The sequence below is a fragment of the Citrobacter sp. wls708 genome (assembly GCF_005281255.1).
GTDB lineage: Bacteria > Pseudomonadota > Gammaproteobacteria > Enterobacterales > Enterobacteriaceae > Citrobacter > Citrobacter werkmanii.
Genome location: NZ_SZXE01000043.1, coordinates 409,794 through 423,988, shown reverse-complemented (window position 1 = coordinate 423,988; position 14,195 = coordinate 409,794). Strand labels below are relative to the sequence as shown.

Below are 14,195 nucleotides of genomic sequence, written 5' to 3'. Positions count from 1 at the left end.
ATGGACGATCTGGATATCCGCCGCGAACACCATTTTTCCGGGGCCAGCCGCATTATTCTGCTCAGCACGCTGTTATTTGCCGTGCTGGGTATCTGGGCGTATTTCGGTAAACTTGATGAAGTCTCGACCGGCAGCGGGAAAGTGATCCCCAGCTCACGTGAGCAGGTATTGCAGTCGCTGGATGGCGGGATCCTCGCCGAGCTGACGGTACGCGAGGGCGATAAGGTGCAGGCCAATCAAATCGTAGCGCGCCTCGATCCTACCCGCTTAGAGTCCAACGTTGGGGAAAGCGCCGCCCGTTATCGCGCCTCGTTGGCTTCCAGCGCGCGGCTTAATGCTGAAGTTAACGATCTGCCGCTGACCTTTCCCGATTCACTACGCGCCTGGCCGGATCTCATCGCCTCCGAAACACGTCTGTATAAAAGCCGCCGCGCGCAGCTTGCTGATTCCATGGCGGAACTGCAGGACGCGCTGGTCTCAGTCAATAAAGAGCTGGCCATTACCCAACGTCTGGAGAAAAGCGGCGCCGCCAGCCATGTGGAAGTGCTGCGCCTGCAACGACAAAAAAGCGATCTGGGATTAAAAATCACTGACCTGCGTTCCCAATACTTTGTGCAGGCGCGTGAAGCGCTGTCTAAAGCCAACGCCGAAGTGGATATGCTGGCGGCCATTTTGAAAGGACGTGAGGATTCCGTCACCCGGTTGACCGTGCGCGCGCCCATGCGCGGCATCGTGAAAAATATCCAGGTCACCACCATTGGCGGGGTTATCCCACCCAATGGCGAAATGATGGAAATCGTGCCAATAGACGATCATCTACTCATTGAAACCCGTCTGTCGCCGCGTGATATCGCATTTATTCACCCTGGCCAGCGTGCGCTGGTCAAGATAACCGCTTATGACTACGCCATTTATGGCGGTCTGGAAGGCGTAGTTGAAACCATCTCTCCGGACACTATTCAGGATAAAGTGAAACCGGAAATCTTCTACTACCGCGTGTTTATCCGTACCCATCAGGACTACCTGGAGAACAAACTGGGTCGCCAGTTCTCCATCGTACCGGGCATGATTGCCACAGTGGATATAAAAACAGGTGAAAAAACCATCGCCGACTATTTAATCAAACCGTTTAATCGGGCTAAAGAAGCGCTACGCGAGCGGTAAATCCTTGAGGATTAGGGGTTGCGGGGGCTGGTCACGCGTGTCACAAGTCTGTTATACTTGCTCTAACACATTGGGGCTGATTCTGGATTCGACGGGATTCGCGAAACCCAAGGTGCATGCCGAGGGGCGGTTGGCCTCGTAAAAAGCCGCAAAAAAATAGTCGCAAACGACGAAAACTACGCTTTAGCAGCTTAATAACCTGCTCTGAGCCCTCTCTCCCTAGCTTCCGCTCTTAAGACGGGGATCAAAGAGAGGTCAAACCCAAAAGAGATCGCGTGGATGCCCTGCCTGGGGTTGAAGCGTTAAAACTAATCAGGCTAGTCTGGTAGTGGCGTGTCCGTCCGCAGGTGCCAGGCGAATGTAAAGACGAACTAAGCATGTAGTACCGAGGATGTAGGAATTTCGGACGCGGGTTCAACTCCCGCCAGCTCCACCACATTATGATCCGGATACGTCCGGTGAAGTACAGAAAGCCCGCATGGCACAAGCCCTGCGGGCTTTTTTGTGTCTGTCGTTGTCCGAGAACATCCAGCTAAATCCAGAGAAAATTGGTACACGTTTAGGTACACGCTATACTGTGGGCCATTAAACGTGTACCAATTTTGGAAGGGATCCAGACATGGCGCGCATTACACGCCCCCTCACTAACAACGAAATTCTCAAAGCGAAACCCCGTGAAAAAGACTTCACCCTGCATGATGGGGACGGCCTGTTCTTACTTGTCAAAGCATCTGGTAAAAAACTCTGGCGCTTCCGATACCAACGTCCTGTAAGTAATAGCCGCACTAATCTGAGTCTCGGTTCATACCCTGCCCTTACGCTCGCAGCCGCTCGCCAGATACGCGACCAACATTTAGCTGCGCTAGCTCAAGGGATGGATCCACAACAGCAGCAAGAGCAAGCATCAGAGCAACGTCAGATTGAGCTGGATAGCATTTTCTCAACTGTGACCGCCAACTGGTTCAAAATGAAGAGCCAAAGCGTCACTGAGGACTACGCGAAGGATATTTGGCGCTCTCTAGATAAAGACGTATTCCCAGCAATAGGCGCGATACCTGTTCAGGAGATTAAGGCCAGAACGATAGTTGAAGCATTGGAACCAATCAAAGCACGCGGCGCATTAGAGACTGTTCGTCGCTTGGTCCAGCGCATTAACGAAATAATGATTTACGCAGTCAACACCGGCCTGATTGATGCTAACCCAGCATCAGGTGTTGGAATGGCATTTGAGAAACCCAAAAAGCAGAACATGCCCACGCTACGACCAGAAGAATTACCTAAGCTGATGCGTTCTCTGGTCATGTCGAATCTGTCTGTTCCGACTCGCTGTCTTATTGAGTGGCAACTCCTGACCCTAGTGCGCCCTTCTGAGGCTTCTGGTACTCGGTGGGTCGAGATCGATCTCGATGCCAAACTCTGGACGATTCCCGCCGAACGAATGAAGGCTAAGCGTGAACACATTGTTCCTTTATCGCCTCAGGCGTTAGATATTCTGGAAGTGATGAAACCTATTAGCGCTCATCGTGAACATGTTTTTCCAAGCAGAAATGATCCAAGGCAGGCCGTGAATAGCCAAACAGCAAATGCAGCCTTAAAAAGGATCGGATTTTCAGGTAGATTAGTTGCACATGGACTCAGATCTATAGCCAGTACAGCTATGAATGAGGTTGGCTTTAATCCTGATGCTATCGAAGCAGCATTAGCCCATAGTGATAAGAATGAAGTTAGGAGAGCTTATAACCGCAGTACATATCTAGACCAGCGTGTTGAACTGATGGCCTGGTGGGGCAACCAGGTTTACGCATTTTATCGATAATACAACTGGAAATAATATGGATATCACACTTTACAGACGCAAAACAGCAATGGTTCTTCATGAAATTGAATCTTCTTTAGGCAATTTCATTTTGGATGAAGATATTGCAATAGAAGATTTCCCACAAGATATAGTGAAAACTGTTGTAGCCAGAGATTCTCAAAGGAAGCAATTTTCAGAAATTATTAAACCAAAAGATATCATCGAATCAACATATCTTGACGAACTGTTTAGCATTGCGATAGAGATAACTAAGAATAACTCGCTCAATGAATACATTCAGTATATTAGAGATCAGTTTATAATAAATGACATCTATAATATAAGAAATGTTATATCGCATCCTAATCGCCAATTTATAATATCATATTGGTATAAAGTTGCGGCTATAGCTTCAGACCCTATCATTAACATTTTAAAGTTAAATAAAGTGCATTCTGCTTTGGTCTCAGCCGAAGAAAATAATTTGAGTGATCCCCCTGAGGACTGGTATGAAAAAACCATGTGGGAGTTACCTAATAATCTTCCCGAAGTGTTTGAACATGGCATAACAGGTTTGGTTGGACGTCAAAAAGAACAAGATCTTCTTATTGAGTGTTTAAAAAACAGAAGAGTTAATAATATAGCCATTGTTGCCCCAGGAGGAATTGGTAAAACAGCATTGGCCTTAGATCTTCTGAGCCGTCAAGTAAAAAATCCTGAGACAAAAAACTATTTTGACTCTTGTATTTTCTCAACGCTTAAAACAGAAAAACTTACATCAGAGGGTGTTATAAAACTTGATTCAATCGAATCTCTTATTGAACTCAAAGAGTCTATAGTTTTAGCTGCGAATAAAATATACGACGAAACATATTTAACATTTGATGAATTGTGTAAAAATAAGTCAGAAGAGAAAATTTTACTATTCATTGATAATTTAGAGACTCTGTTGATTAACTCAACAAAAGATTTTGAAGAGTTTACTTATGATTTGCCAGTAGCTTGGCGCGTATTAATTACAAGCAGAATTTCAATTGGAAATGCACGAATTATCAGCCTTGAACCTCTTAAAGAAAAACATGCGCTTCATTTAGCTAGAACATATTTATCAAAAAGAAATAGAAAGAATCTTCCAGAGGAAGTTTTAAGGAATCTTGTTAGCAAATGTTATAACAACCCTTTAGCAATAAGGCTTAGTATTGATTTATATTTGACAGGAAAAGAAATCCCTGAATCTATAACCGTAGCAAATAAAGAAATTGCTTCCTTCTCTTATAGCAATTTGATTGATGCGTTATCCGATAACTCCGTCAATATTTTAGAAGCATTGTTTATATCTGACAATAATAATCGCATTACATTATGCGAAATGCTCTCACTTTCTTTAGAAGAAATAGTTGAAAGCATTGCTCAGTTAAGTAACACAAGTCTGATAAATAGAACCACTAGTGAAGGTGGGGAAATATATTCGCTCAGCGAGTCCATACGTGAACTTTTAGTGACTACCCCACGTAATATCCATTTACGTGAGAAACTGCTAGATGATCTGAAACGTAGAAAAGCTATTACCAAACAAATTGAACATGAGCAAAGACAAAATAGCATCCCTCCTTATCACTGGGACTATATACCTAACAACCTAAACGAAAACCTAATACCATTTATCAAAGATGTTAATAAATCCTTTAAGGGTATGAGTATCCCCAGTAAATCTAAAGCAATTAATTTAATGAATAAATGTAGAGACATGGATCATCTCTATAGCGAAGTGTCAATATTTAATCGGAGCTATGGTCGCGTCGCATCATCATTGAATGCCTCCCCAATTGCCATAACAAAATTTAAAAAAGCCTTACAACTTGATCCTAGCGATATAAATTCAAGTATATTCCTTGCTATGCACTATCATAACAATGGTGACTATAGCTTAGCTTATGATATTTATAAAATATTAATGAATGAAGGCTGGTGTAATGAAGATGAATACGTACCTGAGTTCACTCAAAGAATTTATAATGGATATTATCTGGCCTTATTATTTGACTTGCGGTACACAGAAATTATTGAGCAAAGTAAGAAATGGAAGGATTTAAAACATTCTCGAGGTATAGTTGGTGTTTTTAGAGCTACAGCATTAAAACGAATGGCAGAAGATTTTATTCAAAAAGATCCAAACAAATCTATGTCTTTACTATCCCGTGCAATGAGAACATTAAACGATGTAATTCGTGTTGACGGTTATATAAAACAAGCATGCGAACAAACAAAAAGTGTTTTCAACGAGCTTGCTGCAATACTGAAAATGCCTGTTTATAAAGAAAATAAAATTTTTTCTAACGAGGCCTTAGAGTTTATTGCAGAACATCTAAATAATATCACCCCCTATGTCAAAATAGGTTCCGATGATGAAATCACGAAATTAATTCGTAGGCTTTCTACTATAGATATGCCGAAAAACCCATTTACTTCGTTTTCAATCCCCAAACATGCTCAATCAGATCTATATAACCCAATAGATGAAGAATATGCCTTACAAAAAGGCCTTGAAATTGTTCAAATATCCAACATTCCTAAATCTAAAGACGGCAAGGATACACCACTATATATCTTTGCCAAAAAAGATAATATAGATTATTATTTAAGATATGAGTTTTTAAAAAATGGTGGATATGCTGAGTGGTTTAATTTGAAGCAAGGCGATAGTATTGCTATAAGACCACTTAAGGAGCAGCCAAAAGGGAAATCACATTTGGCCTCTGAGATATATTTACTTTAGTTTTTAATTTCTCAGGTGCATTTAATACTCATCTTAAATGTACCTGAGTTCTCTGCATTAACTAGCAAGCATAATTCATTGATACTTAGAGGTAGTAAATAATTTAATACTTCCTTTTCGCGCGCAATGCTCTCCCCGCCACGCCTGCCCGCTTAAGAGGTCGCTTTTAATGCAGGTGCATGAACCGACTCAGGGCGCGCCGGTACTGGCGCGGTGGGGAAAATAAAATACGGGGATTTGCATGCAAAACCATGCACCTTATGGATGCATGGCTTTTTTTCGGAAAAAATAGCGGAATTTTGCGGATTTTTTTGCGTGCTACCGTGCGGCCAGTTCCGCACGTCGGCGGGTGTAAATCAGGTTCTGTGCCGGGTGAATTTCTGGCGATTATCATCCCGCGAAGCCGCATCAGGCCTGAATCCGATGGCCGTTAAAATGTCGCTGTCCTGCACGGAATAATTAATTTTTTCACCTGCGGCCAGCCACACCGACAGGGCTTCACGCAGATAATCAACCGAATGCTGCATGGCGCTCTGTTTTACTGCGGGAAGCTGTTCGTTAGACCCCATCAGCTCAGGTGCGAGCGTGGCGGCCAGCTCCGCGTCGTGCTGCTGCATAAAGTCATGGAGACGGTTGCGGATGCTGATGTGCTGCACCTCCTCATGTGAGCGGATATAGCGACCGGCGGCCTGATTAATCTCCCATTTTTTAACGTCGATATTGTCGCGCAAATCCTGCATTCTGCGCGGGATTTGTGTATTAGCTGCATCTTCCGTGATGCTTTACACTCCGGCCATGTAAACGACCGGAGTATAAATTTAACCTCTGTCAGAGTACTCTTTCAGCATGGCAAGAACCGCCCAACGTGCCGCATCGTCTGCAATATTGTCAGGCAAAGCATCAGCTCGCAGATTGATATAAGCATCAGCGGCCATTTTGATGGCCATGCTGACGGAGTCACAATCGTGCGTGGACAGCGTAGAAGTCAGCAGGCCATCAGGATCAATGCTGAGGAATTCAATGCGGCGAACGCCACGTTGCGGTAAATTTGCACGACGGTACAGCATAGGTCCCAGCACCTGCTCGCGGAAGAATGCCAACATACCCATCGCTTCAAAGAGTTCGCCCCTTCCCAGTTTAACCACTGCATAATGAAGCCAGATCCAGGCGCGGGACTCAAACCACTCCGGCGTCATGTTTGGCCAGTGAGCGCTAAACTTTACCAGTTGTCGCTCCAGAGCAGTGTTATCACGGGTAAATAACACCGCTGGCTCCTCAACGCGTTGAGTGAGCATATCCAGGGTGACGAATTTCAGATCAACATGAAGGAGTTCAGGGCCATACAGGCATATAAGCAGACGAGGCTCTCCGACATGTTCCCCGGTGAAAGCATGCAGCAGATGGCCTAATGTTCCGGCGAGTGCCCTACGCTGCGCCATGATTTCGTTGTAGTAGAGGGGATCTACGACAACGACAAAATCGAGATCGGAGTATTTATCAAATCCGCCGTGAACAATCGAGCCACCAGCAAGAAGGGAATGGATTCGCGAATCCGACTGAAATTTAAGCTTGAGTTGCTCTGCAAAACTTCTGTGTAAATCGGGTAACGTACTAAGCATACTTTTTCCTGTTCACAAAAAATACAAAGCATTTCAGAATATCGAGTAGTTTATATTCAGGCCAGATATTTTTTGCAGGAACAGTCATGTCCTTTGAAGACGCTCACTTAGCCGCATGCCCACTATTGGTGGGGAAGACCAGAGAGCGAAGTGCAGCGTTTAGCTGGGGGAACGTTTGATCGTCTGCATTGGCAACGTCCTCAGATTCCATCGAATGGTGAAATCCAGCCCACCTTTCAGTCGTATTGCTAGCACAGTTTTAGAACGTCCTGTCAGAACGAGTAGCGGATATGCAAGCCATGATAAAAAGTAATTAGTCAAACCATCAACAAGTAATCTGCCGATACGGGAAAATACGCCATAAGAATTGCTACTTCATCGCGTCTATAAATGTTCAGGAGGGTTCAATGTCTTCATCTTTTCAACATCGTTTCATTCTTACAGGTGGCCCAGGGTCAGGCAAAAGCACGATAATTGATACCATTATAAAAAGAGGTTTTTGGTGTTCTAAAGAAGCTGGACGAGGTGTTATACAAGACCAGGTTAACATCGGCAGTGATGCATTGCCATGGGCCAATCAAACTGCGTTCGCAAAGCTCATGCTATCCTGGGAAATGCGTTCATGGCACGAAGCAGAAGGGCAAACAAGACCCTGCTTCTTCGACCGCGGTGTTCCTGATGTTGTAGGTTATTTACGTCTTTCAGAGCTTACCATACCGAAGTATTTGGAAAACGCCATCGAGAGATTTCGCTATAACCGAACCGTATTTATAGCCCCCCCCTGGCGTGACATATATGTACAGGATACCGAGCGCAAGCAATCTTTCGATGTCGCCGTCGCGACCTATCACGCAATGGTGCAAACATACCGTATGTATGACTATCAGTTGATTGAATTGCCATGCGTTTCTGTTGAGGAGCGTGTGGATTTTATCCTTTCCAGGATAGTATGCTGATAAAACAGCAACTACGCGTAATGGTGAATCCCCCTGCCTGAATCGGCCATCGTGGCATGAAAATACATTCTCTATGCGCGCGCTTGCAGACTGCAATTTATGTTTGTATGAAAATCCGCAATGAGGGTTTAAATTTTATTTAAGAGGGAATAAATGCGTACTCGTCCATCCTCTCGATTGATAGTCCTTTCACCTGAAAATCACGTTCTGCTCTTTAGGTTCTGCCATAAAGATGATGCTCTGGATGGAAAAACTTACTGGGCAACGCCAGGGGGAGGAGTTGAGCACAACGAGTCTTTTGAGCAGGCGGCGTTACGTGAATTATTTGAAGAAACGGGCCTGACAAGAAAAACGGCAGGACCACAAATACCTCCAGAACCTTTCCTATGATGTTGCCAGGTGGCGAGAACGTTCTTGCTGAAGAACGTTTCTTTATTATTACTGCAGATAAATCAGATATTGACCGCTCAGGTTGGAGTAACAACGAAAAAGAAGTCATTCGCGAGCACTACTGGTGGAGCTTAGAAGAGCTCAGACAAACTAATGAAATCATCTTCCCACTCGATTTGATAATTAACATACTCGAAGGTTCCCCCTGCACTTAACTCTCTGAAACGGCTTAGATGTCCACTTCTGACACGAAGTGGACAAGTTACCTGAGCTGAAGGTCCGCTATGAGCGAGGAGCGGATATTTGCGATTCCCTGGCTAGCGCGTTAACTAACGCTGTTAGTATTATTTCAATAATTTTGCCATCAACTCAAAAAACATAGGCAGGTCGCGGCTGAAAGAGAAGGATGCGTTTATAGCCTTACGCGCGATTAAACCGTCAATAAAGGCAAAAAGAATAATCGTGACTTCCTCAAGGCTAATGTCCCGACGAAACTCTCCCGCTGCAATTCCGTCTACGATAATTCCCGCAATACTTTGCCGCATGATGGTATCACTGGATATATACGTTTTCTGCAATTCAGGGTTCCGCGCAGACTCCGCCATGATTTCAACCCACAGTTGATGCGTAACTGGGTAACCTACATCGCTTATGCACGATGTAACCTGCGCGCAAAGGCGCTCGAAATAAGTACCGTTAGACGGAGCATTGTGAGCGGTCAACGCTGAATTCTGCTCTTCAAGAACGATTGCCTTGATGAGGTCATCCTTGCTTTTGAAATACGTGTACATCGCTCCCTGGCTGATCCCTGCCCGGTTAGAAATTTCACGCACGCTTGTCGCACTAAAGCCTTTTTCTGCAAAACAGGTAGCGGCAGCGGTAATCAGCTTATGGTAGGTTTCGGTTTTCTTTAACATGTTGACTATTATGTTTAATCCAGGGCCCAGACTTTAGCGCGCTTTTTATCCTGGAGCCAGTATTGAACTCTGACCCCAGAATCAGACCTTACTTCATAAGCGGCAATGCATTGAGCATGTTCTTCAGATTCAGCATATCCCAGGGTAAATGTTCAGCAAGTGTAAGGCCGACAGGTTCCGCTTTTGAGGTTGCCTGATCTACCAGATTTAGAACATCTGCAATAGATAGTTTACCTTCGGCGACATCACCAAAGTCATGTTCTCCTCTGCCAGGCCTGGCGAAAAGAACCGAACGGAAAAGTGACGGATCGAGAACGTCCAGATCAATGTGTATTGCCAGATGTTCAATATTTTCTCTCTCTACCCATTCTGCGACATCTTTCGCGTCGTTTTTAACCTTTTCAGGACCTATTGTCTCAATGCGATGACTAGCCAGATACTGAGCTTCATAAGGCAGTGGATCGTGGATACCTGCAATCATTATTTTTGAAGGGTTGAGTCTGGTGGATACATGAGCAACTAAATCTTTATCACCTGTCCCAATTAGCGCTCCAAGAACATGGGCATGGGCGTTTGGATATTGTTTGGAAGTCTGCACATCAGGATGAGAGTCAATCCAGAGCACCCCCAGTTTATCACCGTATTTATTGAGCAGATGGGCAAAAGGAGCCAGTGATACCAGGCAATCGCCACCAAAAACGACAATTGAATCAGGATCATATTTCTTAATCAGAGCGCCTGCATCAGTAAGCTGACTGATAATTTGAGGTTTGGCTGTGATGCCGTCCACTTCGGCCTGTGGCTCCGTTGTGGGCTCATCAACCGGAACAGACTCAAAAGGGCCATCTGATTCGGGGGAAAGATACGAGAGAAGCAGCGAGCCAAGATGATAGGCTGGATTATTGCCACCTTGCCATTGAGGGAATAAAAGTCTGAGCGTTTTACTGGTCATAATTTGCCTGTGCCTATTTATAAACGAAATGATTTGCGTGAAGTAATTACCCGCAAAATGAATGAACGCTCATTCATTTTTGATCAGTCGTTGATCCCTCGCAAGCAGGGCAGCACGTTTAGTAAATTAAAAAAGGGAAAGAACCTTTGCAGTCTTATTTCAACCAAAGTCCGCTTCTGGCACTAAGCTGACGACCAACAGAATCATGGGCCGTGACAAGCAACGAGCGAACATAGTTTACATCTCTACTGTTTATAGTAACGCTGAGTGGATGCTGGGTGCCGCAGGAGGGATGCTTCGGGGCGTATTGGACGTCGCACCAGCTCCCCACCGCAGTTCGGGCACTGGCCATTAAGTCGTTGGGTCACGCAATCTACGCAAAATGTGCATTCGAATGAACAGATGTAGGCCCCTTTTGATTCAGGTGGCAGATCTTTATCACAGCATTCGCAATTAGGACGGAGTTCAAGCATGGTGCTCTCTTATTGTTAAAGGCACATCATTGGACATACCAAAAGCCCTCTATCGGTATCACTTTTGCGATAAACGACGTTATTGTTTATGCCCGTATTAAATAAGCATGGTCTACAGGCCGGAAAAATCAAGAGAGTGAATTATTTGATAGAAACGCTCACCTCCGGAAACGAACGACAAGCCTATAACGCCCCAATCAATCACATAAAAATCAAACAGATAACACTTTTTATATCAACATTATCACTACGCTTTTTGCACCTTTCCTATCGCGCAAAAAAACAAAACCCGCAACAAAAATAACCGTATTAATTGCTCACAGCTGCACTAAATGGATAAATAACGTTATCAGCACTTACAGTTTTTTCCTAAAGTCAGCGCTTCGTTTGTATGCCATGCTTCATTACGCTAATAACTTATAACGCTAAGCGAGGATATTATGAAAAAGACAATTATCGCATTATCTGCCATTCTGCTGGCTTCTCCTGTTATTGCCGCAACAACACACGCAACCGATAATGATGTAGCCGCCGCGCACGAAAACGCGAATACTGCAAAAGAAAAACTGCATCAGGCGCAGAATCAGGGCGAAGAGCAAAAATTAAAAGCAAAACATGCTGCTGAAGGTAAGCAAGATGACCTGAGCAGCAAGGTGAGTGAAGGTTCACAAAAAGCCTGGAATGATACCAAAGAAGGTACAGAAAAAGGCTGGAATGCAACAAAAGAAGGTGCAGAGAAAGGTTGGAATAAGACCAAAGAAGGTGCAGCCTCCGTTGAGAAAAAAATCAGCGAATAATCCTCCAGCCATTCAATAATAAAAAGCCGCGAAAGCGGCTTTTTACTATTAGCATGATCCGTCCTGCACAGCGTTGACACGTTCCTGACTTAAATCCGCAGAATGTGATGATGACAGCGTTCAAACGGACCCAACATGATGCCATGATCGTCACCGGGTGATAACCTTGTGGCGCCATCACCATCACGGTTGTAGACTGTCATGCACTCATCCAGCGCCCCGCTAAAATACTGTCTGTTATTACCATAAGCTACAATTATATTAATTTTAGATAATCAGCCTCGCGCCTGCTGACAATAATGAGTAAAGGTTTACTATAGACCTGTCTTTTTTTAGCAGGAAAGTAAAATGAAAAAAACAAAAGGGTTGCTGATTATTGCCCTTGCTTTCACTCTGGCATCATGTGCTTCAATTCCTGAAAATATCAAAGGTAATAATCAACCAGATATACAAAAAAACTTTATCTCCGTGCATAACCAACCGGGGTTATATACAGGCCAGCAGGCCCGATTTGGGGGTAAAGTCATCAATGTAATTAACAGCAAAACGGATACGTTACTGGAAATCGCCGTTCTGCCGCTGAACAACGACGCTAAACCACAAATAGACGCCAGCTATCAGGGACGTATTATTGCCCAACAGAAAGGTTTTCTCGACCCGGTAAACTACAGAAACCACTTCGTGACTATTTTAGGGACAATTCAAGGGGATGAACAAGGATTCATCAACAAAATCCCGTACAACTTTGTTAAAGTTGATTTACAAGGTATTCAGGTTTGGCATTTAACTGAGTCCGTCAACACCACCTATAATATGTGGGATTACGGTTATGGCGCGTTCTGGCCAGGACCGATGTGGGGAATGCCCTACTCCGCAAATACCGTAACCGAGGTTACTCCAGAGCTAGTGAAATAATCTCTGTAGTACGATGACGTGAATAGACTCCGGAGCCGAGTGTTTGCCAACACACTTTCTAATCACTCCGCGTTTTGCTTATTGCGTCATCGTGCTCCATGCGATCCTTCGCTAAACATTCATTGTTTCTGTTACATATAATTTTAACCGCTAACTTTTAGCGCGAAAATGGGCGTTACTCATCTCATGCCTGACCATCTTCTGTTATTTACCGATAACTCCCCCACCCTGCATGCCATAAAAAAACATTTGTGCTTACGAATTCTTCAGGGATTACTATGAACAGAAAATGCTTACTGTTGATACCACTATTTTTTAGCAGCGTCATTATTACCGCCTGCGATAATAAACCTGCAGTAAAAACCCCCTCCATGGAGCCCGAGGTCGGCGTTGTGACCTTAGCGCCTTCCTCGGTGAATATTAAAAGCGAACTTCCTGGCCGCGCGGTTTCATTTGAGATCGCCGAAATCCGCCCTCAGGTTGGTGGGATCATCATTAAACGTAATTTTATTGAAGGTGACAAAGTCAGCAAAGGAGAGTCACTGTATCAAATTGATCCCGCCCCGTTGCAGGCCAGGCTGGATGCAGCCAGAGGCGCACTGGCAAAGGCGCAGGCGACGGCCAATAATGTGCGACTGACATTAAATCGGCAGTCAGCATTAATAAAATCCAATTACGTCAGCCGCCAGGACTACGACACGACGCGCTCACAGCTTTATGAAGCAGAGGCCAATGTCGCCGTCGCCAAAGCGGATCTTGAGCAGGCCACCATCAACCTTCGTTACGCCAATGTCACCTCGCCGATTGAGGGTATCAGCGGTAAATCCTCCGTAACCGTGGGCGCGCTGGTCACCGCGAATCAGGGAAACGCGCTGGTTACCGTGCAAAGACTGGATCCGATTTATGTTGATTTAACGCAGTCAGTACAAGACTTCTTACGCCTGAAAGAAGAAAAAGCCAGTGGGAAGATTGCCCAGCAAAAGGGCAAAATTCCGGTTGAACTGATGCTGGAAAATGGCAAGCCCTATCGCTATACCGGCACGCTTGAGTTTTCCGATCCTGCCGTCGATGAGACTACCGGTTCCGTGACCTTACGCGCCGTATTCCCCAATCCGCAGGGTGAAATTTTACCCGGAATGTACGTCACTGCATTGCTGGATGAGGGCAACCAACAAAATGTTTTAATGGTCCCACAGCAAGGGATTACGCATAACGCGCAGGGAAAGGCCACTGCATTAATCCTCGATCAAGAAAACGTGGTGCAACTGCGCGAAATAAACGCGGTGAAGGCTGTAGGCAATCAATGGTTGGTGACGACAGGATTACATCCCGGCGATCGGGTCATTGTGTCCGGATTACAAAGAATCCGTCCGGGAATCAAAGCCAGAATCCTCGCTGCAAAACCAAACACACCTGACACGGTAACTGAACAGTAATA

11 protein-coding genes, 1 other RNA gene and 2 pseudogenes are annotated in these 14,195 nt (G+C 44.8%); 9 read left to right on the top strand and 5 right to left on the bottom strand.

The genetic code is table 11. The annotated features are described in order from the left end of the window. The 4 genes from FDW97_RS23225 to FDW97_RS23210 all read left to right on the top strand — a co-directional run bounded on the left by FDW97_RS23225 (nt 1) and on the right by FDW97_RS23210 (nt 5,738). Entirely contained in the window at nt 1–1,164 is a 1,164-nt protein-coding gene (locus FDW97_RS23225; RefSeq protein WP_137351692.1) for an HlyD family efflux transporter periplasmic adaptor subunit, read from the top strand. A 72-nt stretch (nt 1,165–1,236) separates the two neighbouring features. Then, nucleotides 1,237–1,600, top strand: a transfer-messenger RNA (tmRNA) gene (gene ssrA, locus FDW97_RS23220). A gap of 183 nt (nt 1,601–1,783) precedes the next feature. Then, entirely contained in the window at nt 1,784–2,980 is a 1,197-nt protein-coding gene (locus FDW97_RS23215) for an integrase domain-containing protein (protein WP_137351680.1), read from the top strand. 16 nt (nt 2,981–2,996) lie between these two features. After that, nucleotides 2,997–5,738 (top strand): NB-ARC domain-containing protein, encoded by a 2,742-nt coding sequence (locus FDW97_RS23210; protein WP_137351679.1) that lies wholly within the window; start codon nt 2,997–2,999, stop codon nt 5,736–5,738. Nucleotides 5,739–6,056: 318 nt separating this feature from the next. Here the strand turns inward: FDW97_RS23210 and FDW97_RS23695 are convergent. Together FDW97_RS23695 and FDW97_RS23690 are read right to left on the bottom strand one after the other, a co-directional pair. Beyond that, nucleotides 6,057–6,505, bottom strand: a pseudogene (locus FDW97_RS23695) (phage polarity suppression protein); the annotation flags it as partial. Between the two features lie 51 nt (nt 6,506–6,556). After that, nucleotides 6,557–7,357: a nucleotidyltransferase domain-containing protein gene (locus FDW97_RS23690; protein WP_137351678.1), complete on the bottom strand. Its 801-nt coding sequence runs from the start codon at nt 7,355–7,357 to the stop codon at nt 6,557–6,559. Between the two features lie 407 nt (nt 7,358–7,764). Between FDW97_RS23690 and FDW97_RS23195 the strand changes: the two genes are divergently transcribed. Both FDW97_RS23195 and FDW97_RS23190 read left to right on the top strand, forming a co-directional pair. Then, complete coding sequence (locus FDW97_RS23195; protein WP_137351677.1) at nt 7,765–8,313, top strand: AAA family ATPase; 549 nt, start codon at nt 7,765–7,767, stop codon at nt 8,311–8,313. A 153-nt stretch (nt 8,314–8,466) separates the two neighbouring features. Next, nucleotides 8,467–8,918: pseudogene (locus tag FDW97_RS23190) on the top strand (NUDIX hydrolase). A gap of 129 nt (nt 8,919–9,047) precedes the next feature. Here FDW97_RS23190 and FDW97_RS23185 read toward each other — a convergent pair. From FDW97_RS23185 to FDW97_RS23175, 3 genes are all read right to left on the bottom strand, one after another. Further along, nucleotides 9,048–9,620 (bottom strand): TetR/AcrR family transcriptional regulator, encoded by a 573-nt coding sequence (locus tag FDW97_RS23185; RefSeq protein ID WP_137351676.1) that lies wholly within the window; start codon nt 9,618–9,620, stop codon nt 9,048–9,050. 88 nt (nt 9,621–9,708) lie between these two features. Further along, complete coding sequence (locus tag FDW97_RS23180) at nt 9,709–10,572, bottom strand: arginase family protein (protein WP_137351675.1); 864 nt, start codon at nt 10,570–10,572, stop codon at nt 9,709–9,711. 245 nt (nt 10,573–10,817) lie between these two features. Continuing rightward, the gene (locus tag FDW97_RS23175) at nt 10,818–11,045 is read right to left on the bottom strand and encodes a DUF1272 domain-containing protein (RefSeq protein ID WP_087856195.1); all 228 of its coding nucleotides are present in this window, start codon (nt 11,043–11,045) and stop codon (nt 10,818–10,820) included. Between the two features lie 440 nt (nt 11,046–11,485). Here FDW97_RS23175 and FDW97_RS23170 point away from each other — a divergent pair, with 440 nt between their 5' ends. The 3 genes from FDW97_RS23170 (at nt 11,486) to FDW97_RS23160 (ending at nt 14,193) form a co-directional block, all read left to right on the top strand. Next, nucleotides 11,486–11,842 (top strand): hypothetical protein, encoded by a 357-nt coding sequence (locus FDW97_RS23170; RefSeq protein ID WP_038632820.1) that lies wholly within the window; start codon nt 11,486–11,488, stop codon nt 11,840–11,842. 348 nt (nt 11,843–12,190) lie between these two features. Beyond that, on the top strand, nt 12,191–12,757 hold the full coding sequence (locus tag FDW97_RS23165) for a Slp family lipoprotein (protein WP_069324613.1): 567 nt from the start codon (nt 12,191–12,193) through the stop codon (nt 12,755–12,757). Nucleotides 12,758–13,035: 278 nt separating this feature from the next. Continuing rightward, nucleotides 13,036–14,193, top strand: a complete 1,158-nt coding sequence (locus FDW97_RS23160; protein ID WP_137351674.1) for an efflux RND transporter periplasmic adaptor subunit — start codon at nt 13,036–13,038, stop codon at nt 14,191–14,193. Nucleotides 14,194–14,195 lie beyond the last annotated feature (2 nt).

What these genes read in the sequence shown, in the direction of transcription:
- FDW97_RS23180 (WP_137351675.1), bottom strand. Translation starts at nt 10,572, where the DNA reads ATGACCAGTAAAACGCTCAGACTTTTATTCCCTCAATGGCAAGGTGGC.
- FDW97_RS23165 (WP_069324613.1), top strand. Translation starts at nt 12,191, where the DNA reads ATGAAAAAAACAAAAGGGTTGCTGATTATTGCCCTTGCTTTCACTCTG.
- FDW97_RS23160 (WP_137351674.1), top strand. Translation starts at nt 13,036, where the DNA reads ATGAACAGAAAATGCTTACTGTTGATACCACTATTTTTTAGCAGCGTC.
- FDW97_RS23225 (WP_137351692.1), top strand. Translation starts at nt 1, where the DNA reads ATGGACGATCTGGATATCCGCCGCGAACACCATTTTTCCGGGGCCAGC.
- FDW97_RS23210 (WP_137351679.1), top strand. Translation starts at nt 2,997, where the DNA reads ATGGATATCACACTTTACAGACGCAAAACAGCAATGGTTCTTCATGAA.
- FDW97_RS23215 (WP_137351680.1), top strand. Translation starts at nt 1,784, where the DNA reads ATGGCGCGCATTACACGCCCCCTCACTAACAACGAAATTCTCAAAGCG.
- FDW97_RS23690 (WP_137351678.1), bottom strand. Translation starts at nt 7,357, where the DNA reads ATGCTTAGTACGTTACCCGATTTACACAGAAGTTTTGCAGAGCAACTC.
- FDW97_RS23185 (WP_137351676.1), bottom strand. Translation starts at nt 9,620, where the DNA reads ATGTTAAAGAAAACCGAAACCTACCATAAGCTGATTACCGCTGCCGCT.
- FDW97_RS23195 (WP_137351677.1), top strand. Translation starts at nt 7,765, where the DNA reads ATGTCTTCATCTTTTCAACATCGTTTCATTCTTACAGGTGGCCCAGGG.
- FDW97_RS23175 (WP_087856195.1), bottom strand. Translation starts at nt 11,045, where the DNA reads ATGCTTGAACTCCGTCCTAATTGCGAATGCTGTGATAAAGATCTGCCA.
- FDW97_RS23170 (WP_038632820.1), top strand. Translation starts at nt 11,486, where the DNA reads ATGAAAAAGACAATTATCGCATTATCTGCCATTCTGCTGGCTTCTCCT.